The sequence below is a fragment of the Nocardia sp. NBC_00565 genome (assembly GCF_036345915.1).
Classification (GTDB): domain Bacteria; phylum Actinomycetota; class Actinomycetes; order Mycobacteriales; family Mycobacteriaceae; genus Nocardia.
This window is the reverse complement of record NZ_CP107785.1, coordinates 7,618,226-7,636,825: the sequence shown is the minus strand read 5'-3', so window position 1 is coordinate 7,636,825 and position 18,600 is coordinate 7,618,226. Positions and strand designations below refer to the sequence as shown.

Genomic DNA, 18,600 nt, shown 5'->3' with positions numbered 1-18,600 from the left:
GCGGGCTGCTGCTAGTCGGACCGGTGCGCATCGTTCGGCTCAGCTCAGTTGACGCCGAGGCGGGCCAACACGTCCGCCTCGATCCCGGACAGCTCGTTCGAGATCGACGCGTGCACGGTGCGCCTGCGTGGCGCAGGCATCTGTTCCGCGGTCCGAATCGCCGCGGTCAGGTTGCCGAGTCGATCCTGGGTGGCGCTGACGAATTTCTGCGTCTCGCCCTTGCTCACCTTGTCACCGGACTGCGCGCCGATCTTGTCCAGCGTGGCTTCGGTGCTGGAGATCCGCGCCTGCAGGCGACCGCCGTGGCCGCTGAAGTCACCGAGCTGTTCGACGCCGATACCGAGCTGATGCGCACGGCGGGTATCGATCTGGCCGCGGATGAAGGTCGCGGCGCGATAGGCCAGCGGGGCGAGCACGGGCACGAGCACACGGGCGACACCGAGGTATTTGCGGACCTGGCTCGCGGTGAACGGATCCCGCTCGGCCTTGGCGGCCACCTTGAGCGCGGCCTTCTCCTCCGCCTGCAGTGCGGAGATCTGGGCCTTGGCGACCTTGCGCTGGGTGCGGGCCTCCGCGCGGTGGGCCTTGCGGTCGTTCCTGGCGCCGAGTTTCGCCTCCATGGCGGCCTTGTGCTTGAGGGCTTTCGCCTCGGCCCTACGGCTCGGTCGCCGCTTGCGCTTCGTGAACAACCCCATCGAAGGCCCTCCGTATTGCTGGTTCGCCATGGCTGTACGACGTCGGGTTACGCCCGTCCGCCCATGTCACAGTGTCGCCGTTACCCTATCGGGTCCATGGTGGGGGCTGCGAGTGGGTGAGCGCGCGACTTGGCCTGTCGCAGACCTTGTGTCATGCGGTTCGCGGAGTTGTCAGGGGTCTGGACCATACTGCGTATGTGTATTCGGGCATCGGTGACCGCGACGGTCGCAATCACGAAGGCGGCGCCGACGAGCGGCAGGCCGAGGTGAACGATGGGCCGACGGCGTTCGTCGATGCCAGAGCTCTGATCGGCTGTCGTCATCGATTGCATCTGAACGCGGCTAATCCCGGGCTGCTCACCGGGGTGTCCGAAGATGCCGGGGTCCGCCAGCGCCGGGAGGCCGCGACGGCGCACCGCACCCAGGTGCGCGAGGCGCTCATCGCCGCGGATCCGGACAACTGGGTGGTGATCGATCCGACGTTGCGCGCAGGGGAGCGGGCCGCGGCCACCATGCGCGCATGTGCCGAAGGCGCACAACACATCTGGGGCGGATTGCTGCCGCAGGAGCCGGATACCGGACGCCGCGGCGGCGCGGAGATTCTGCTGCGCGACGGCGATCGCGGCGGCTACATCCCGGTGATCGTGGTCAACCACAAGGTGACCGACCCGCGCCAGCCCGAACCGGCCGACTTCCACCCGACCACCTCGGATCCGTATCACTGGGATCCGCAACCGGATCCGCATCGCAAGCTGCGTCAGCAGCCTCGCGATCAGCAGCGGCTCGCGCATCTGTACCGGATGCTGCAGCGGCACGGGCTGGCCAGTCCGGCGCTGGTCGGCGGCGTGATCGGTTATAGCTTCGACAAGATCCTGGTACACGATCTCGGCCCGCTGCTCGACGATTACGACCGGCGTTACGCCGATCGAGTCGCGGTGGTGCGCGGGGAATTGCCGACCGTTCCGTCGAAGGTCCCCGAATGCAGGCAGTGCCCGTGGTGGACCCGCAATGCGCCCGACGACGAAGGCGCGTTCGCCGGACAGAGCTGCGAGGGCTGGCTGACCGAACACCGGGATGTGAGCCTGGTGGCGCCGGGCTCCCGCGCGGAGGTGCTGCGCGGGCACGGCGTCGAGTCCATCGACGATCTGGCGGCCTGGGTCGGTGACGATCCGGAAGATTGGCAGCACGGTCCGTTCGACGAGGCGGTGGTGACCGCGCGGGCCTGGCTCGCGGGTGCGCCGCTGGTCCGCCGGGTCGAACGGGTGTGGGTGCGCCGGGCCGATGTCGAGGTCGATGTCGATCTGGAGAGCTTCCAGGAGTACGGCGCATATCTGTGGGGCACGCTGCTCGACGGCGTGTACCGCCCGTTCGTCACCTGGGATCCGCTGCCCACCGAGGATGAGGGCCGCTCCTTCGGCGAGTTCTGGACCTGGCTGATGACCGTGCGTGCCGAGGCCGTCGCGGCCGGAAAAACCTTCGCCGCCTACTGCTATTCGCGCACCGCCGAGGACAAGTGGCTCTACGAATCCGCGCGCCGGTTCGCCGGCCGGCCGGGGGTGCCGACGGTCGATCAGGTCCGCGCGTTCGTCGACGGACCGCAGTGGGTGGATATGTTCCAGGCCGTCTCCGACCAGTTCATCTGCCCGAACGGCAAAGGGCTCAAGAAGATCGCGCCGGTGGCCGGATTCGCCTGGCGCGATCCCGAGGCGGGCGGCGAGGCGTCGATGAGCTGGTATCGGCTGGCCGTCGGCTATGCGGGCGAGCCCGATCTCGGCCAGCGCACCCGGCTGCTCGAGTACAACGAGGACGATGTGCGCGCCACCATGGTGCTGCGCGAGTGGATGAAACCCAAGCCCGGAACACCCGGCGAACCTGTCCAGCACTGCGCGGACCGCGAGGTTCCTGGCCTCGCCGATTTCGGCCGTCGTACTATCGCGTCGTGACTGAGCACGTCGAACAACTCGAGTTCCAGGCAGAAACCCATCAGCTGCTCGAGCTGATGATCCATTCGGTCTACTCCAACAAGGACACGTTCCTCCGGGAGCTGATCTCGAACGCTTCCGACGCGCTCGACAAGCTGCGGCTGGAGTCCTTCCGCGATAAGGATCTGCACGTCGACACCGCCGATCTGCATATCGAGCTGGCGGTCGACAAGGACAACCGGATCCTGACGGTCATGGACAACGGCATCGGCATGTCGCGCGCCGAGGTGGTCGATCTGATCGGCACACTCGCCAAATCCGGTACCGCGGAGCTGCGCAAGAAGCTCAACGACGCCAAGTCCGAGGCGGCCGCCGAGGAGCTGATCGGCCAATTCGGCATCGGCTTCTATTCGACCTTCATGGTCGCCGACAAGGTGACGCTGACCACCCGCAAGGCGGGCGAGACCGAGGGCACCCGCTGGGCGTCCGAGGGCCAGTCGACCTACACCATCGAGACCCTCGATGACGCCCCACAGGGCACCACGGTCGCACTGCATCTCAAGCCCGCCGACGAGGACGATCACCTCTTCGATTACACGCTGGAGTGGAAACTCCGCGAGATCGTCAAGAAGTACTCGGACTTCATCGCCTGGCCGGTGCGTATGCAGGTCGAGCGGACCGTCACCGAAGGGGAGGGCGAGGACAAAACCGAGAAGACGATTCTCGAGGAGCAGACCCTCAACTCCATGAAGGCGCTGTGGACCCGCCCCAAGAGCGAGGTCAGCGACGAGGAGTACAAGGAGTTCTACAAGCACGTCAGCCACGGCTGGGACGATCCGCTGGAGATCATCCCGATGAAGGCCGAGGGCACCTTCGAATATCAAGCGCTGCTGTTCATTCCGTCGCACGCGCCGTTCGATCTGTTCACCCGCGAGCACAAGCGCGGCGTGCAGCTCTACGTCAAGCGGGTGTTCATCATGGACAACTGCGAAGAGCTGATGCCGGAGTACCTGCGCTTCATCAAGGGTGTGGTGGACGCACAGGACCTCTCGCTCAACGTCTCTCGCGAGATCTTGCAGCAGGACCGGCAGATCCAGATGATCCGCAAGCGCCTGGTGCGCAAGGTGCTGTCCACGGTCAAGGATCTGCAGGGCGCGGAGAACCAGGAGAACTACCTGACCTTCTGGAAGGAGTTCGGGCGCGTCCTGAAGGAGGGTCTGCTCTCCGACGTCGACAATCGCGAAACTATTTTGCAGGTCTCATCTTTCGCCTCGACGAACTCCGACGAAGAACTCACCACCCTGGCGCAGTACGTCGAGCGCATGAAGGACGGCCAGGACGCCATCTACTACATGACCGGCGAGACCCGGCAGCAGGTCGAAAGCTCCCCGCATATGGAGGCTTTCAAGGCCAAGGGCCGCGAGGTGCTGATCCTGATCGATCCGGTCGACGAGATGTGGGTCGGCTCGGTGCCCGAATTCGATGGCAAGCAGTTCCGGTCCATCGCCAAGGGCGAGGTCGATCTGGAGACCGAGGAGGAGAAGAAGGAGTCCGAGGCCCTGCGCGAGCAGTTGGACAAGGACTTCGCCGAGGTGCTCACCTGGCTCGGCAAGGCCCTCGACGAGAGCGTCAAGGAGGTGCGCCTGACCAACCGGCTCACCACCTCGCCCGCCTGCCTGGTCGGTGACGTCTTCGACTTCACCCCGATGCTGGAGCGCATGTACCGCGCCTCCGGTCAGCTGGTGCCCGAGACCAAGCGGATCCTCGAGCTCAACCCGACCCACCCGCTGGTCACCGGTCTGCGTGACGCCTACGACACCCGCAAGGAAGACGCCGACGCGGGCAGGGTTCCCGAACTCACCGAAACCGCCGAACTGCTCTACGGCACCGCGGTTCTCGCCGAGGGCGGCGAACTGAAGGATCCGGCCCGCTTCGCCCAGATCCTCACCGAACGCCTCACCCGCACACTCTGAGCCAGCCTGCCGCCTCCACCCGACCAGGGTGGAGGCGGTGGCATGCGCCTCAACAGCTGGGAGCCGGTGGTCTAGCCGCGTGACACCTTCGAACGCATGATGCTCGCGCTGACCTGGTCCTGGGCGCCGATCCTCAGCACCGTCGTCTTCGTCGTCACCGCGCTCGGGCATTTCATTACCAAGGCGATCGTCGAGGCGGCGGGAGCGTGACCAGGCCAACACCCCGCAACGCCGTCAGATGCGGACAATGAAGTTGTGCCGAATGTGAACGGGCCGGTGATCCGGACCGCACGTGCCGATGACTACGACGCCATCGCCATCGTCATCGATGACTGGTGGGGGCGCTCGGTGTTACCGCACTTGCCGAGGTTGTTTCTCGATCATTTCTACCGAACTAGCCTGGTCGCCGAGGTTCCTGCCGTATCGCTGGCGACGGCTCGCAGGTCGCTCGAAAAGATCAGTCCCCGGGAACCGACCGAGTGGTTGGCCGGGTTCCTGATCGGTTTCCTGTCGCCGTCCGAATCCGATGAGGCCTACATCCATTTCGTCGGCATCGATCCGCAGTCCCGCAAGAGCGGCCTCGCCCGCGAACTCTACGAGCGGTTCTTCGCGATCGCCCGGGCGAACGATCGGCACATCGTCAAGGCGATCACCTCATCCGGGAATGACACGTCGATCGGTTTCCATCGACACCTCGGCTTCACGGTCTCCGGACCGGTGCGCGACTACAACGGCCCGGGCCATCACCTGATCACCTTCGAACGCAAGATCTGATCTTGTTCGCGCCCAGCTCGATTGGCGTGAGTTTGTAGGTTCCCGGGGTATGGCGCGGCTAGCCTTGGACGGTCGAAAGGATCGTCAGCAGATGTCTGGAAACCCGCTTGCCGTCGTCGAACCCTGGGATCTCGTCGCCGACGGGTACGCCGAATTCGGATCCGCGATCATGTCGCCGTTCTCCGCTCGCGCACTCGAGCTCGCGGGCCTGTCGGCGGGTTCACAGGTGGTGGATATCGCGGCCGGGCCGGGCACGCTCAGCCTGCCCGCCGCCGAACAGGTCGCGCAGGTGCACGCCATCGACTTCTCGGAGCCGATGCTGCAGCGACTCGCCGAGGACGCGCGGGCCGCGGGACTGACCAATATCGAAACGTCCGTGGGGGATGGTCAGGCGCTGCCCTTCGACGACGACCGATTCGACGCGGGCTTCTCGATGTTCGGTTTGATGTTCTTCCCCGACCGGACCAAGGGCTTCGCCGAGCTGTTCCGGGTGCTGCGTCCCGGCGCCACCGCCGTGGTGTCGAGTTGGGCCCCGGTGGCCGAGTCGTCGCTCATGCGAATGATGTTCGGGGCCTTCGCCGCCGCCGATCCGAGCATCCAGGAGCCCCAGCCCAACTTCCTCAATCTGGAGAACCCGGCGGTCTTCGCGGCCGAGATGCGCACGGCCGGCTTCGCGGGGGTCACCATCCAACGCCACACCACCGCACTGACTTTCGCCGACTCCGACGAGATGTGGGACACCATGGTGCGCAGCAGCGCCCCGCTGTTGCTGATGCGGCGCGCCGTCGGTGAGCCGGTGTGGGCCGAGCGCGCCGCCCTGATGCGCGCATATCTCGCGGCCAACTACCGCCCGAACCAGCCGCTGTCCACCACGGCCTTCCTCGGCATCGGCCACAAACCGGTGCCATGACCGGCTGCTCAGCCATGGAAACGCCCCGTCATCCAGCCGATGACGGGGCGCGGTTGCGTTGCGGTGCAGGCGATTAACGCGGGGCCATGCGCAGCGCGCCGTCCATGCGGATGGTCTCGCCGTTGAGGTAGTCGTGCTCGACGATGTACTGCGACAGCTGCGCGTACTCGTCGGGGCGGCCCAGGCGCGACGGGAACGGCACGCCCGCCTCGAGGCCCTTGCGGTACTCCTCGGTGACACCGGCGAGCATCGGGGTGTCGATGATGCCGGGGGCGATGGTGTTCACGCGGATGCCGAACTGTGCCAGGTCGCGCGCCGCGGGGACGGTCATGCCGTGCACGCCGCCCTTGGAGGCCGAGTAGGCGATCTGGCCGATCTGGCCCTCGAACGCGGCGACCGAGGCGGTGTTGATGACGACGCCGCGCTGGCCGTATTCGTCGACGGCGTCGGTCTTGGCGATCGCGTCCGCGGCCAGGCGCATGACGTTGAAGGTGCCGAGCAGGTTCACGGTGATGACGGTGCGGAACAGCTCCAGATCGTGCGGGCCGTTCTTGGACAGGATGCGTCCGGCCCAGCCGACACCGGCGCAGTTCACCACGATGCGCAGCGGCGCACCGGATTCGACGACCTTCGCGACCGCGGCGGCGACCTCGTCATTGCTGGTGACATCGGCGGGGATCAGGGTGACGCCCGCGGGTACGTTATCGCCCGCGCGCTCGATGGATTGGGGTACGTCGAGTCCGAAGACGGTTGCTCCCAGATCGGCGAAACGCTTGGCAGTGGCGGCGCCGAGGCCGGATGCGCCTCCGGTGATGATGGCGGCGGAACCCGAAATCTCCACGATGGTCCTCTCGTTCGTGACAGCCAGTTGGCCCTTCGTCAATTTGCACCCTAACGGGTCTCGGGTGCGAGGCCGATCACGGCTACCGCTGAGGCCGCATCGGCCTCGCGCGGCACTGTTCGATAAGCCGAAAATTATTTGCGAACATATTTGTTCACAGCTGGTATCGTCGCTGGTATGACATTGTTTTCCGCCGCGCCCGTGGCCGGGCGCCGGATTCTCATCACCGGCGCGGCACGGGGTATCGGCGCCGCGTTGGCGCGGCAGTTGCACGCGAAAGGGGCGCGGGTCGCCCTGCTCGGGTTGGAGGCGGATCTGCTCGCGGAGGTGGCGCGCGAATGTGGGGATGCGCCATGGCGCTACTGCGACGTCGCCGATCACACGCAGGTGGAGCGGGTGGTGACCACGCTGGTCAGCGAGTTGGGCGGACTGGATGTGGTGGTCGCCAACGCCGGGGTGGCCAAGCAGTTGGCGCTGCTCGGCGGGGATCCGGCGGTGATGGAGGAGACGCTCGCGGTCAACGTGCTCGGCGTCTACTACACACTGCGCGCCGCGGGGCCGCATATCTGCCATCCGAACGGCTACGCGCTGGTCGTCTCGTCGCTGGCAGCCGCGGTGCACCTCCCGCTGGTCGGCGCGTACAGCGCGTCGAAGGCCGGCGTGGAGGCGCTGGGCAATACATTGCGCCATGAGGTCCGGCATACCGGCGCGAAGGTCGGGGTCGCGTATTTCGCCGAACTCGACACCGATATGACCTCACGCGGCTTCGGCACCGCCGCCGCGCGGGCCATCCTCGGTCGCTCGACGGTGTCGGGAGTGGCGCCACTCGGACCCGCGATCGATGCGGTCGAGCGCGCCATCGCCCGCCGCAAACGTCAGGTGGTTTCGCCGTGGTGGGTGGCGGTGGCGCTCCCGTTCCGGCCGATCGCCCAGCGGGTCATCGATATCGCGCTGCGCCGCGGGGTGGCGCGGGCTCTGGATATCGCACGCACCGAAGAGGCCCCCTTCACTACGGATCAACCGGCCCGACCCCGCAAAATGGAGCGGCCGGCCTAGGCAGGCGCCGTCCCGACCGTATGACCGACTACCGGAGCCACCGTATGACCGAATCCGCCAGCAGCGCACGCCAACTCCCCAGGGGCCGGCACGGCCTACCGAGGGCGGAGGTGATCGCCTCGCAGCGCGAGCGGATCCTGAGCGCGATGGCCGATGCGATGGCCGAGAACGGATATGTCGGGACCTCGGTCGCGGCCATCCTGAAACGGGCCGGGGTATCGCGGGAAACCTTCTACGAGCAATTCCGTTCCAAGGAGGACTGTTTCGAGGCCGCCTACCAGCGGGCCGTCGAACTGCTGATCGCCAATATCGCGAACGCGGTCGACGGGCCGGAATCCGATGCGTGGGACAACGATTCATCCGATCCGGATCGGATGGGCCGGATACTCGAGGCCTATTTCGAGGGGCTGATCGCCGAACCCGCGTACGCCCGCCTCTATCTCGTCGAGGTCTACGCGGTGGGTTCGAAGGCGGTGGCCCGGCGCGCGCAGATGCAGGAATCATTCGTGGCGCTGATCGCCGACATCCTCGACGCCCGCACCGAACAGCAGCGCTTCGCCTGCCAAACCCTGGCCGCGGCGGTCAGTGCGATGGTCACCGCACACATCGCCGTCGACGACCTGGCCGGGCTGCGGGCACTACGCGAACCGCTGCTGGATCTGGTGCGCCGCAGCGGCGATCTGTACGGCGATGCGGTGTCACGGCAGTCCGAAGTGCGCGCCTGAGCCGTGGCGTCGCGGGAGACGTGCCGTTGAGCGATGCGAGCCTGCGGCAGTCCGTGGTGAGCGTTCAGTAGTGGCGTCGTGGGAAGCGTGCCGTTGAGCGATGCGAGCCTGCGGCAGTCCGTGGTGAGCGTTCAGTAGTGGCGTCGCGGGAGACGTGCCGTTGAGCGATGCGAGCCTGCGGCAGTCCGTGGTGAGCGCTCAGTAGTGGCGTCGTGGGAAGCGTGTCGCTGAGCGATGCGAGGCTGGGGAATTCGCGTCGTGGGCAGTGATGCTGGCGAGGAGCGCGGTGCGCGATGCGAGGCTGCGGGGGCGACTATCGGTCGACCGGCTCGACCGGCGGATGGTCGTCGATGCGCGCTGGATTGCTGCGCACGAGCCGAGACCGGATCAGCAGGGCAATGCCCGCGGCGGCCGGTGCGAGGATGGCCAGCGCGCCGCCGGTGAGCACGCTGATGCCGGGGATGGCGGCGGCGAGCAGGCTGGCCGTGCCGAAGTAGAGGAACAGCAGGCCGGAGCAGATGCCGATCACATGTTCGGGCAGATGCTTGCCGACCAGGATGCCGACGGCGATCGCGAGGGCGTCGGCGGCGACCATGCCGACGGTGGAGCCGATCCAGACGCCGACCCAGCTGTTGTCGGTGGCCAGCGCGGCGGTGGCGAACATGGTCCGGTCGCCGAGTTCGGCGAGCAGGAATGCCGACAGCACCACGAGGAACGGTGCGGTGGTCGAGCGCGGCGGCTTCGGTTCGGCCGCTTCGTCGTCGCCGAAATGCTCACGCAGTGTCCACAGACCGACGGCCAGGAAGGTGATCGCGGCGACCAGTGCGATGGCCCTGGTGGGCAGCGCGGCCCCGAGGAAATATCCGACGCCGACCGAGACCAGATGTACTGCGGCGCTGGCGGTCGCGATGCCGCCGAGCACCACCCACCAGCGGTAGCGCAGCGCGAACGTCAACGCCATCAGCTGGGATTTATCACCCAATTCGGCGAGAAAGACGATTCCGACGCTCAGCAATATCGTGGCGATCATATGGTGTGCACTCCCGGGTCTCCGGCCTGTCGGCCGGGAGATCGGGTGACGCCTCCGGCCGACAACGAAATGGTTGTCTCGGCCGAAGGTCTCGCCCACCGGATCTACGGTTCACGCTGCCGGATCCGCGCCCTCGTGGGGCGGCGGACCAGTATGTCGACAACGCGATTGCGGGCTACTCCCCTTCGCTGTCACCGACTGTACCCCGGCGGCCCGGCAGGCGCCAACCCGTTGTTGTCGAAATCGCAATGCGCACAATAAGTTTGGCGATCCTATCGATAGGTTTAGGGTGCCCTTACGCGGCCAGCAGCATGGCCAGAACCGCAGTATCGGGATCACTGATCGGATCCAATCCGACTCGGCTGACCAAAGAGGTGACGGTGCCGTCGGATTCGGCCTCGGCCCAGGCCGCGCGGTGCTCCAGACCCAGATGCGGAACCCCGGGCAGCAACACACACCCCGATGCCGCGCCGATGCATTCCGGCAGTGACGGCCGGGTCTCCGAGGGCGGATGCAGCATCAGCAGGGCCGGTGGCACATGGTCGGCAAACCGGCCGGGTGCGAGTGCCTGCTCGCCGAGCACCGGGCCCTCGGCGAGGACCAGGCCCACAGTGCCGGGCGCGGGATCGTCCGGTAGCTCCTCACGCACGCCGAATACCGTCGAGGTCGTCAGCAATCCAGGAAACGAGGCCACCCGCACGGCGAGCACCAGAACCTGTGCCCATTCCTTGGTGGTATCGGGCCAGCGCCCGGAGATGACGAACCCCCGCAACGATCCGCGGGCCTGGAACGGCGTGATGCCGATGGGGCCGTTCGTATGCATGATGCCTCCCGTCATGAGACCGGGGGCGGCGTTGCCCGTCCTCGAACTGTGGATTCCCGAGAATGCGCTAGAACTCACCTGGCACACAAGTACCAAAGAGTGCTAATCGGACACGGCAAGGGTTCGAAACACAACGGGCCCGCGAACGGGTCGCCACGGATGGCGGGTTCGCGGGCCCGAAGGCGGGTCAGATTCAGCCGAAGATCAGGCCCTTGGCCTGGCCGACGGCGCGGGCGAAGCGCTCCTGGACGTCGTCCCAGTTGACGACGTTCCAGAACGCGGTCACGTAGTCCGCCTTGACGTTCTTGTACTGCAGGTAGAAGGCGTGCTCCCACATGTCGACCTGCAGCAGCGGGATGATGCCGAGCGGCACGTTGGCCTGCTGGTCGTAGAGCTGGAAGGTGAGCAGCTTCTGGCCGAGGGTGTCATAGCCGAGCACCGCCCAGCCGGAGCCCTGCAGACCGTTGGCCGCGGCGGTGAACTGCGCGCGGAACTTGTCGAACGAACCGAACTGGTCGTCGATCGCGGCGGCCAGCTCGCCGACCGGCTTGTCGCCACCGTTGGGGGAGAGGTTCTTCCACCAGATCGAGTGGTTGACGTGGCCGCCCAGGTGGAAGGCCAGGTTCTTCTCGTTCAGGAAGATGGCGGCGTGGTCGCCCGCCTCACGCGCGGCCTCGAGCTTCTCCAGTGCCGCGTTGACGCCGGCGACGTAGGCAGCGTGGTGCTTGGAATGATGAATCTCGTTGATCTGCCCGGAGATATGGGGCTCCAGGGCGCTGTAGTCGTAATCCAGATCTGGCAACGTGTACTCAGCCACGATGTCCCTTCCTAATGTCGGGCTGGGTGCGCCCTCGTCTTCGGGCACACTCAACCATCATTCGTACACCCGATCGGTTCCAACCGGGCTGTGTACCCCTGCATTCCTGGTCTGTCTGCCGTGCCTTGGCTGTTTGCTCGTCGTCGCTACCGGTCGACTGATTTCGTGAGCACATGGGTAACTCGTTGTCTACGTCCAAAACTCGACCAACAACTCGACCACCGGTCCGCGACGATACGTCCTCGGCACCTACGACCGGCAGAAGACGCGGAGAGGCGGGGGGAGACTAGGATCGAACCATGTCCTGGTACGACGAACTAGTCGGCAGGGTCCGCCTTCCACAACCGGTCATGGTGACGCCCGAACAGGCGCTGCCCGGTCGTCCCGACCCCATCCTGGTGTCGGATACCCATTATGTAAACGGTCATCCGATCCATCCGCCATTTCCGGAAAGTCTGCAGGTCGGTGTGGTGGCGATGGGTTGTTTCTGGGGTGCGGAGAAGGAGTTCTGGGAGCTCGACGGGGTCTATACGACCGCGGTCGGGTACGTCGGCGGGTACACGCCGAATCCGACCTACGAAGAGGTCTGTAGCGGGCGGACCGGACACACCGAATCGGTGCTGATCGTGTTCGATCCGGCCGTCATCGACTACGCCGGTGTGCTGCAGCAGTTCTGGGAGAACCACGATCCGACCCAGGGCATGCGTCAGGGCAACGATCGCGGCACCCCGTACCGTTCGGCGATCTTTACCATCGATCCGGCACAGGCGCAGCTCGCGCACCGCACCGCACAGGCCTACGGCGAGCGACTGGCGGCGGCGGGCTTTGGCGAAATCACCACGGAGATCACCGAACTGCCGGGATCGACCGAGACGGATACGCTGCCCGGCTTCTACTACGCCGAGAGCTACCACCAGCAGTATCTGGCCAAGAATCCCGGCGGTTATTGCCCGGTGCATGCCACCGGCGTCAGTTGCCCGGTGGGCTCGGGCGCGTAGACCCGACCGCATACTCGGTGACGGGTGTGCGGTCGCCGATCTCGACGACGTCAGAGCTGCGGCACGATTCCCGCGCGCATGGTCCGCGGATCGCCCGCGTCATGCGCCTTCCACCAGCGCACTCCGCCCTCGATGAATTGCGCAAGCGGGATCTCGATGCCGTTCGGGTCGTGAATCGTGATGTCGTCGAACCACACTCGCACGTCGAGTTCGCGCGGGTCGATGCCCTCCTCCTGGGAGAACTCCAGCACGTGCGCGGAGACGTGAGTGTCGATCTGGGTGTCGAAGCTGAGCAGTTCGCTCCAGTGCACCCAGCCGCTGTCGTCCACGTCGATGAATTCCCAGCCGTGCAGCCGTCCGCCGCCGAAGCTGCGGATGGCTTTGTCCAGGCCGTCCAGTTGCAGTGGCAGCACGGTGGGTGCCAGATCGTCCCACTCCTGGATGCGCAGCGAGGCCGCGACCCGGCCGACGCCGGTGAACGTCAGTCGCACGCGATAGTCCTCGGGTACGGGTCCCTCAGCCGGCAGTGTCAATACTTCCAGATCCAGACTGAGCTGTGCGTTTGCTGCGTCCACGGCCAGCCCTAGGCATATGGCCTCGGAGAGTGCGGTGTTGAGTGCGGTGGTATCCATTCCGTCGAGTAGCCCCCTGCTCACGTTCATGCACTCAGGCTACCGACAGCACCTGCGGGAACCCGGTATTTGATTGTTTCGCTAGTGTTCCGGTTTTTTTGTGGAACCGATCGGCCCGCAGTGACGTCCAAGTAGGTATCGGGACCTGACTCGGGGTCCGGTCCCGACGCAGCGGCGAATGACCGCTCCGGGATGGCTAGGAGGGGAGTCTCGGATCGGTCGTTCGTACCGCTAGTGAGTGCTCGCAGGTCGATCGATGGGCTCCAGCAATCCAGTGGCGATCACCCGATTTAGCCAGGATTCACTGCATCGGTGCTCGTAGATCGGCTTCTCCGAGGTTTTGCTCGATAGTCGAAGCCTGTGAGTCATGTGCTGTTCGATAGCTGGGGCCTGTGGATCAAGTTGTGGATTATGTGGATAACTTTGATCGAGATATGCACAAGCGGCCCCGGAGCGGGGCGGCGGACAGGATCCAGAAGGACAGAACATACCCGAGGTAACGTGCCGATGTCGAGGCCGTGAAGTGCCGTCGGCCTACCGTGCAGCGGCCCCCGGAACTCCCCGGCAGTGCGCCACCCATGGCAGGATCGAAGCGTGACGAGCCCCGAAGTGTCGTCGGTGCCGGTGGAAGCCGTACCGGACGAATTCGATAAGAACGAGCGTGTCGCCGCGGACGCGCCGCAGGCGATCCTGCTCGATGTTCGCGAGGACGACGAATGGCAGCTCGGGCACGCGCCGGGGGCGATCCACATTCCGATGGTCGACGTCCCCGCTCGCGTGGACGAGCTGGATTACGACGCGCAGCTATATGTGGTCTGCCGACAGGGCGGCCGGTCCTTCGAGGTGGTCAAGTACTTGACGCATATCGGATACGACGCGGTGAACGTCAGCGGTGGCATGGTGGCATGGCAGCGGGCGGGCCGTCCGCTGATCGCCGACGGCGATCACCAGGCGAAGATCTACTGAGGCAAGAGAGAGGGGCACGCGGCATGAACGTCAGGCCCGGAGGCGGCAGCCTGCGTAACCACGTAGGGCCCGTGCATGCCGCAAAGGAAACACAGTGAGTACGGTGGTACAACCTTGTGCGCGCTGCGGCGCGCGCTGGGCCGTGCAGACGACCCCGATGCACTGGTGCCCGCGCTGCCGTGGCGTGCTGCTGTCACCGGCGCCCATCGACGCCCCCGCCGAGCGGCGTAATTACCGGTGGGTCGCGCGCCGCCCCGATCAGCGCCTGCGCAGGCCGATCTCGACCAGGCCGCGTCGGTCCCTGGAAACGCCTCGCTACCAGCAGGTTCCGCGCTGGGGTCTGCTGGATCCGCCGGTCGGCCCCGCCACTGTCGCGCAGCGGCCGTTGGATCGGCTGACCAGTCGGGCCGAAGCGCTACTCATCGCGACCGCGGCGGTATTCGCGGTCGCCGCCTGCGCCGAACTCGGGCGCTATCTGATTCTGCTGCGCAACCGCACCCGGCTGATCCCGTCGTGGCTGCTGCATCTCTCCGATGTCCTGGTGTTCGCTTCCGCGTTGCTCGCCCTCGCACTGGGCTTGGCCTGCGCGCTCGCGATGCTCGGCTGGTTGATCGGGACGCGTCGAGCCGACTTCGCCGCGGCCGGACGGCGTGACCCGCGTTCGGCCCGGGTGTTGGCGCTCGGCTGTCTGATTCCGGTGGTGAATCTGTTGTGGCCCGGCGTCTTTCTGACCGAGGCGGTCGGGTTGCGTCCTGATCCGCGAGCGCTGCGGGCCGTGCGTATCTGGTGGCTGGGCTGGCTGCTCGGTGCGGTGTGCACGGTGGCGGCGCTGCTGTGGCGGACCGCGGATACCTTGCAGGCCAAGGCCGACGGGGTACTGTTCACGGCCTTCACCGATCTCGTCGGCGCCGCAGTCGCGATCCTGACGCTCTGGGTATATCGGTCGATGGCGGGTCGTGATCTGTTCGGCCGCGCCAGGATCGCGCGCCGGTGGGTGATCGCGGTGGATCCCGCGGTGCCGGTCATCGAACCGGTGCAGCCGGGTGGCGGCACCGCGAAGCAGATCGAGGTCGAGGCGGCGGCGACGGACACCGGCAGCGCTGAACGAGACCGTGAGCACGAGGAGGTTATGGCCAAGTGAGCCAGGGCAGTCGCGCACCGTTCGTGGTCGCGCACCGGGGAGCCTCGGCGGCGCGCGCGGAGCACACGCTCGCCGCTTATGAACTGGCGCTGCAGGAGGGCGCCGATGGCGTGGAGTGTGATGTCCGCCTGACCAGGGACGGGCATCTGGTCTGCGTGCACGACCGCACCGTGGACCGGACCTCGTCGGGCACCGGACTGGTCAGCGAGCTGACCCTCGACGAACTCGAGGAGCTCGACTTCGGGGCCGACGGCGCGCCGGCGTCGGTGCTCACCCTCAGCGAATTGATCGAGCTGGTGCTGGACTGGCGCAGCCGACCGACCAAACTGTTCATCGAGACCAAACATCCGGTGCGCTACGGCGCGCTGGTGGAGAACAAGCTGCTCGCCGAACTCCAGCGCTTCGGCATCGCCACCCCTGCCTCCGCCGATCACTCCCGCGCGGTCGTCATGTCCTTCGCCGCGACCGCGGTCTGGCGGATCCGCCGCTCCGCACCGCTGCTGCCGACAGTCCTGCTGGGCGAATCATCGCGCTACCTCGGCGGTGGCGCGGCCACCACGGTCGGCGCGACCGCCGTCGGCCCGTCGGTGAAAACCCTGCGCGAGCACCCCGATCTGGTCGACAAGGCGGCCGCCGCCGGGCGCGCCACCTACTGCTGGACCGTCGATGATCCCGACGATGTGCGCCTGTGCGCCGACCTGGGCGTCAGCTGGGTCGCCACCAACCACCCGGGCCGCACCAAGGCCCTGCTGGCCGCCGCCTGAGCCGATTCGTTTCGGCCGCATCGTGTGCCATGACCTGTACCGCTCAGCGTTGCCGTGGCGCGCAACACATCCCAGGTCGCACCCTGTAGTTTGACCTGCCGTGGGTAAAAGCAAGCGAAACAGTCCCAAGCCCGGAGGGAACCGGGCCCAGCGTCTCGCGGAGCGGCGGGCGGCTCTGGAACAGCAGGCGGCGCAGTCCGTCGCGCGCCCGTTCGAGGGGCTGGCCGCGGAGTGCGATCTCGTCGCGCTGCGCGAGTTCGTACCGTCGGCGACGGCGACGCTGAAGCTGTCGCCCGATGTCGCGGCGGAGCGCTCCGTCGTGCTGGCCACGGTGCTGCCGGGTGCGGTCGCCGGGTTGGTGCGGGCGGGCGAGCCGCCGACCGGTTACGTCGCCGCGCAGGTGCAGTTCCAGGGTGCGGATCCGGCCGCTGATATCGCCGCGGCCATTCTGTGGACGCAGTCGGCCGAGCCCGGCGAATCGCTGACCGCGGCCGAAAGTGTCGCGGGCGGACCGCGATTGGCCGATGTCATCGATGCGAGCGCCGATCTGGAACTGACCGTGCACCAGGACTTCGACTGGTGGGTGCCGGCGGGTGTGCAGCCCGACGCCCAGGTCGCCGCGACCATCGAACAGGCCAAGCAGGCGATCATGCCCTCGGCGCGACTGGATCTGGGTGCGGATTCGATCGGTGCGGCGTGGTGGGTCGACGCGGGCGATAAGGCGCATGTGCGCTGGGTGCGTCCGGAGAACGAGGACGATCTGATGCTGGCGCTGGCCCGGCTGCACGCGTCGGGCGGGCTGCAGCTCGGCGAGGGCTCCCGTTTCGCGGGCTCGTTCCGTACGCACGGTCTACTGGTTCCGGTGTTCGATCTGGATCCCGAGATGCATGCCAGCGAGTGGACGAAACCGGCCATCGAGTTCGGTGAGCGGCTGGTGGCGGCGCTGGCCGCCGATGCTCCGCTCTCGGCCGATGAACGTCGTTCCCGCGACGGACTGCGGTCTCGTCAGGTCACCTTGCGGTGATTTAAAAAAATCACCGAGAATTTTGTGAAATATCCTCCTTTCTAATCATCGCTCGGCTAGGTTCTGTCCATCACCGAAAGCTGGTGGTGGTGAGGGACAGTCTCACCGAACAGATGAGGAAAGTAGGAAAACCATGGCCGCCATTTTGACGCTGCTGACGTCGCTGCTCAGCAGCCTGAGTGCCGCGTAAGCGGTTCTTCTGCCCAATCGATCGCGGGGTTGTGACTCCGCTCTCGATCACCGCGACAGGGCCGACTCGTCGCGACGAGTCGGCCCTGATTCCGCTATCTGACTATCGAAAGGACTAGACGCTGCCGCCCGCAACGGAAGGGGCGCCGGACGCGTCACTCGGACCGCTCATTTCGCGGGCGACAAAGTCCTCCAGATCAAAGAGGTTCTTACCAGCGCGATCGGCGATAGTGAGCAGGGTCGTCATATTCGCGACCTCCTCCACCTGCTCCTTCAGGAACCACTGCATGAACTGTTCACCGAGGTAATCACCTTCTTCGCGGGCCGTGCTCGCCAATTGGATGATCTGGTCGGTGACGTTCTTTTCCTGCGCGAGGGCCATTGCGATCGGTTCGCGAGCATTCTCGAATTGGGATTTCGCGGCATCGATACCGGAAAGCTCGACACTGATATCCCGATCGAGGAAGTACCGCACAATCATCAGTGCGTGATTGCGCTCTTCGACCGCCTGCGCGTAGAAACGTTTGGCCAGCTGCGGCAGATCCGCATTGTCGAACCACACCGCGATCGCGATGTATTGATGCTCGGCGTTGAATTCATGCCGGATCTGGTCATGGAGCAGGCCGTGGAATTTGCTGCGTGGGGACTCCGGATGGCTGGACATGGAAGCGACATTAGCGCTGGTCAGGCCGCGTGTCATCCAAGTGCAGCCTTATTGAGGCTAGTATTGCCTAATTATTTTGTGGCCCCTAGCGACTGCTCGCAGGTCGCGCTGAACGGTCGGCGCCTGCCATTCTCGGTGCGCTGATGTCGTGGCGCTGAGTGGTGCGCAGCTCGCGCGAGATGAAGTCCTCGACGTCGAACAGATCGCCGGCCGCGCGGTCGATCACGTTCAGCAACGTGGTCATCCCGGCGACGTCCTCCACCTGCTCCTTGAGGAACCACTGGATGAACTGTTCGCCGAGATAGTCGCCCGAGGCGCGGGCGGTCCCGGCCAACTCGGTGATCTGCGCGTTGCGGGCGCGCTCGGACTCCAACAGGAAAACCACGGCCCCGCGCGCCGATTCGAAGGTGGGCTGCACATCGTCGAGCCCGCCGACCTGCACTTCGAAATCGCGGTCCAGCAGGTACTGCACCATGCGCAAGGCGTGTGAGCGGTGCTCGGTGGACTTGCCATAGCTGTACCTGGCCAACTGCGGCAGACGATGGGAATCGAAGTAGACGGCCGCGGCCAGGTACTGCTGAGCGGCGGTCAAGCCACGACGGATCTGGTCGCGCAGCAGGTCGGGGAAGGGCTGGTCGAGATCGATGTCGGGCATA

Annotated in this window: 19 protein-coding genes; 11 read left to right on the top strand and 8 right to left on the bottom strand. The window is 66.1% G+C overall.

The annotated features are described in order from the left end of the window. Positions 1–44: 44 nt before the first annotated feature. Positions 45–695, bottom strand: coding sequence for a DUF6474 family protein (locus OG874_RS35280; protein ID WP_330251372.1), 651 nt, complete (start codon positions 693–695; stop codon positions 45–47). Positions 696–961: 266 nt separating this feature from the next. Here OG874_RS35280 and OG874_RS35275 point away from each other — a divergent pair, with 266 nt between their 5' ends. The 4 genes from OG874_RS35275 to OG874_RS35260 all read left to right on the top strand — a co-directional run bounded on the left by OG874_RS35275 (position 962) and on the right by OG874_RS35260 (position 6,274). After that, entirely contained in the window at positions 962–2,638 is a 1,677-nt protein-coding gene (locus OG874_RS35275) for a TM0106 family RecB-like putative nuclease (RefSeq protein ID WP_330257564.1), read from the top strand. After that, a complete protein-coding gene (gene htpG, locus OG874_RS35270) occupies positions 2,635–4,590 on the top strand; it encodes a molecular chaperone HtpG (protein ID WP_330251371.1) in 1,956 nt (651 codons plus the stop codon). The genes OG874_RS35275 and htpG overlap by 4 nt, the downstream gene beginning before the upstream one ends. 264 nt (positions 4,591–4,854) lie before the next feature. Further along, positions 4,855–5,364, top strand: a complete 510-nt coding sequence (locus tag OG874_RS35265) for a GNAT family N-acetyltransferase (protein WP_442943461.1) — start codon at positions 4,855–4,857, stop codon at positions 5,362–5,364. 91 nt (positions 5,365–5,455) lie between these two features. Next, complete coding sequence (locus OG874_RS35260) at positions 5,456–6,274, top strand: class I SAM-dependent methyltransferase (protein ID WP_330251369.1); 819 nt, start codon at positions 5,456–5,458, stop codon at positions 6,272–6,274. Positions 6,275–6,347: 73 nt separating this feature from the next. Here the strand turns inward: OG874_RS35260 and OG874_RS35255 are convergent, their stop codons facing one another. After that, a complete protein-coding gene (locus tag OG874_RS35255) occupies positions 6,348–7,115 on the bottom strand; it encodes an SDR family NAD(P)-dependent oxidoreductase (RefSeq protein ID WP_330251368.1) in 768 nt (255 codons plus the stop codon). A gap of 177 nt (positions 7,116–7,292) precedes the next feature. Between OG874_RS35255 and OG874_RS35250 the strand changes: the two genes are divergently transcribed. Together OG874_RS35250 and OG874_RS35245 are read left to right on the top strand one after the other, a co-directional pair. Further along, positions 7,293–8,171: an SDR family NAD(P)-dependent oxidoreductase gene (locus tag OG874_RS35250; RefSeq protein ID WP_330251367.1), complete on the top strand. Its 879-nt coding sequence runs from the start codon at positions 7,293–7,295 to the stop codon at positions 8,169–8,171. A gap of 44 nt (positions 8,172–8,215) precedes the next feature. Then, entirely contained in the window at positions 8,216–8,896 is a 681-nt protein-coding gene (locus OG874_RS35245; protein WP_330251366.1) for a TetR/AcrR family transcriptional regulator, read from the top strand. Between the two features lie 313 nt (positions 8,897–9,209). On the opposite strand, the gene OG874_RS35240 is transcribed toward OG874_RS35245, so the two are convergent. From OG874_RS35240 to OG874_RS35230, 3 genes are all read right to left on the bottom strand, one after another. Then, entirely contained in the window at positions 9,210–9,926 is a 717-nt protein-coding gene (locus OG874_RS35240) for a TMEM165/GDT1 family protein (protein WP_330251365.1), read from the bottom strand. A gap of 295 nt (positions 9,927–10,221) precedes the next feature. Next, on the bottom strand, positions 10,222–10,749 hold the full coding sequence (locus OG874_RS35235) for a peptidase (protein WP_330251364.1): 528 nt from the start codon (positions 10,747–10,749) through the stop codon (positions 10,222–10,224). 193 nt (positions 10,750–10,942) lie between these two features. Further along, positions 10,943–11,566 carry a superoxide dismutase gene (locus OG874_RS35230; protein WP_330251363.1) on the bottom strand — a complete coding sequence of 208 codons (624 nt, stop codon included), beginning with the start codon at positions 11,564–11,566 and terminating at the stop codon, positions 10,943–10,945. 299 nt (positions 11,567–11,865) lie between these two features. Between OG874_RS35230 and msrA the strand changes: the two genes are divergently transcribed. After that, the gene (msrA, locus tag OG874_RS35225; protein ID WP_330251362.1) at positions 11,866–12,564 is read left to right on the top strand and encodes a peptide-methionine (S)-S-oxide reductase MsrA; all 699 of its coding nucleotides are present in this window, start codon (positions 11,866–11,868) and stop codon (positions 12,562–12,564) included. A gap of 50 nt (positions 12,565–12,614) precedes the next feature. Here msrA and OG874_RS35220 read toward each other — a convergent pair whose 3' ends face one another. Continuing rightward, entirely contained in the window at positions 12,615–13,226 is a 612-nt protein-coding gene (locus OG874_RS35220) for a hypothetical protein (RefSeq protein ID WP_330251361.1), read from the bottom strand. 564 nt (positions 13,227–13,790) lie between these two features. Between OG874_RS35220 and OG874_RS35215 the strand changes: the two genes are divergently transcribed. From OG874_RS35215 to OG874_RS35200, 4 genes are all read left to right on the top strand, one after another. After that, entirely contained in the window at positions 13,791–14,162 is a 372-nt protein-coding gene (locus OG874_RS35215) for a rhodanese-like domain-containing protein (RefSeq protein WP_330251360.1), read from the top strand. 94 nt (positions 14,163–14,256) lie between these two features. Beyond that, the gene (locus OG874_RS35210) at positions 14,257–15,303 is read left to right on the top strand and encodes a DUF4328 domain-containing protein (protein ID WP_330251359.1); all 1,047 of its coding nucleotides are present in this window, start codon (positions 14,257–14,259) and stop codon (positions 15,301–15,303) included. Continuing rightward, positions 15,300–16,067 carry a glycerophosphodiester phosphodiesterase gene (locus OG874_RS35205; protein ID WP_330251358.1) on the top strand — a complete coding sequence of 256 codons (768 nt, stop codon included), beginning with the start codon at positions 15,300–15,302 and terminating at the stop codon, positions 16,065–16,067. Before OG874_RS35210 ends, OG874_RS35205 begins: the two co-directional genes overlap by 4 nt. A 100-nt stretch (positions 16,068–16,167) precedes the next feature. Next, positions 16,168–17,091: a DUF5926 family protein gene (locus OG874_RS35200; protein WP_330251357.1), complete on the top strand. Its 924-nt coding sequence runs from the start codon at positions 16,168–16,170 to the stop codon at positions 17,089–17,091. Between the two features lie 304 nt (positions 17,092–17,395). Here the strand turns inward: OG874_RS35200 and OG874_RS35195 are convergent, their stop codons facing one another. After that, a complete protein-coding gene (locus OG874_RS35195) occupies positions 17,396–17,944 on the bottom strand; it encodes a ferritin (RefSeq protein WP_330257563.1) in 549 nt (182 codons plus the stop codon). An 85-nt stretch (positions 17,945–18,029) separates the two neighbouring features. Then, positions 18,030–18,599 (bottom strand): ferritin, encoded by a 570-nt coding sequence (locus tag OG874_RS35190; protein ID WP_330251356.1) that lies wholly within the window; start codon positions 18,597–18,599, stop codon positions 18,030–18,032. Position 18,600 lies beyond the last annotated feature (1 nt).